The organism is Alkalibacillus haloalkaliphilus C5, assembly GCF_000269905.1.
Classification (GTDB): domain Bacteria; phylum Bacillota; class Bacilli; order Bacillales; family Alkalibacillaceae; genus Alkalibacillus; species Alkalibacillus haloalkaliphilus_A.
Genome location: NZ_AKIF01000261.1, coordinates 1 through 1,553, shown reverse-complemented (window position 1 = coordinate 1,553; position 1,553 = coordinate 1). Strand labels below are relative to the sequence as shown.

At 32.1% G+C, this 1,553-nt stretch carries 1 protein-coding gene; it reads right to left on the bottom strand.

The features are described from left to right. Window positions 1–77: 77 nt before the first annotated feature. On the bottom strand, window positions 78–1,388 hold the full coding sequence (locus tag A194_RS0116235; RefSeq protein ID WP_017187829.1) for an ISL3 family transposase: 1,311 nt from the start codon (window positions 1,386–1,388) through the stop codon (window positions 78–80). Window positions 1,389–1,553 lie beyond the last annotated feature (165 nt).

Genomic DNA, 1,553 nt, shown 5'->3' with positions numbered 1-1,553 from the left:
GGCTCTTTGTCAAATAACGTTGGTAAGAAATATAGCCCAACCAAATTAACTACATTATTTTACTTCCTATCCACCGCTTAAGCGGTGGATAGCTTTTTATTTTGATTTATAGATGCAGGTTTAAAATAGAAGTGTAATAAGATTCGTTTTTTGTAATTTTGAAAATTTCTGTAGCCATAGGCTACACGATTTAAAACTTTAATTTTATTATTAATCCCCTCAATTCTTCCGTTATTATAAGGGTATTTAAAGCTATTCATGATATATGGTAAGTGTTTTTTGAGTGTTTTTATGCTAGTTCTAAAATATCCGTTTATTTCTGCTTGTCGCTTTTCATTTAGAAGCATGTTCAGATTATTAAATTCTTGTCTTGTGATAGCTCGTAATAACGTTTGATATAACTCATAATTAGTGGAAAGCTCCTCATCATAAGCTAACATCTCTTGTACAATGGATCGTTCAGTGCGTTGTCCAAATAATTTGTAGTATCTATATTCTGTTGATAAAAGATCAGATTGATTTTTTAGGATCAACTTCCAGTAACCTTTCAAACGTCGATATTTCTTTAAATCTTCGTTATTAGATGTGTTAAATGTGTTCATGACTTTAATACGTGTTTTATTCATGGATCGATTAATCAGTTGGATTATATGGAATCGATCTATTATGATATCTGCATTAGGAAACAACTCTTTAATAACACTAACATAAGCACTATTCATATCTATAGTAACAGTCTTAACGCGTTTTCTATGGGTTAAGTCATAGTATGTAATAAAATGATCACGAATCATTTTATTCGTTCGACCTTCAAGAGTATCTAATATTTCACCTGTTTCAGCGTTAATATATTCAAAAGCCATTTTTCCTTTTGCATATTTAAATTCATCAAATGATAAGTGTTCTGGTAATGCACGGTAGTGCGGTTTAAAATGCTTAGCAGCATCATTAATAACACGTTGTACAGTAGCATGAGAAACACAACAATCTCGAGAGATGTTGGTGATAGATTGTGCTTCGCTACATTTAACGGCGACTTCGGATTTAACATTATTTGATATGAAACAATGTTTCTTCACAATAGGTGTTTCCGCTGTGAAACTTGATTGGCAATCTTTACAAAAGAAACGTTGTTTCTTAAGCACTAAATATGTTGGTCTCATACCTGACATGTTAAGGGTTATTCGGGATTTCTGTGAACCGTTTTTATAAATTGATGAACCTTCCTTTTTGGCACCACACTTTAAACAGCTATTAGGCTCGTAGGATAATCGTCCATGAATAAATTGATAAGCGATTCCTTTATGAGTTCCATAGGTTACACAGTCTTCTTCAAAGGTAATGTTTTCATCTTGAATATCGAGTAAATTTTTAATATTATTAGACATAGACAAGTGAGCTCCCTTCAGGTTTGGTTTTGGTCGACTATAATTCTAAAGGGAAACTCACTTGTTTTCTATATGTAATAACAAAAAAACGCTAGTGAGTTATCTAATATTGCCATCTGTCAATTGACAGATGGCAATATATTTACCCACCAACGTTATTTATTG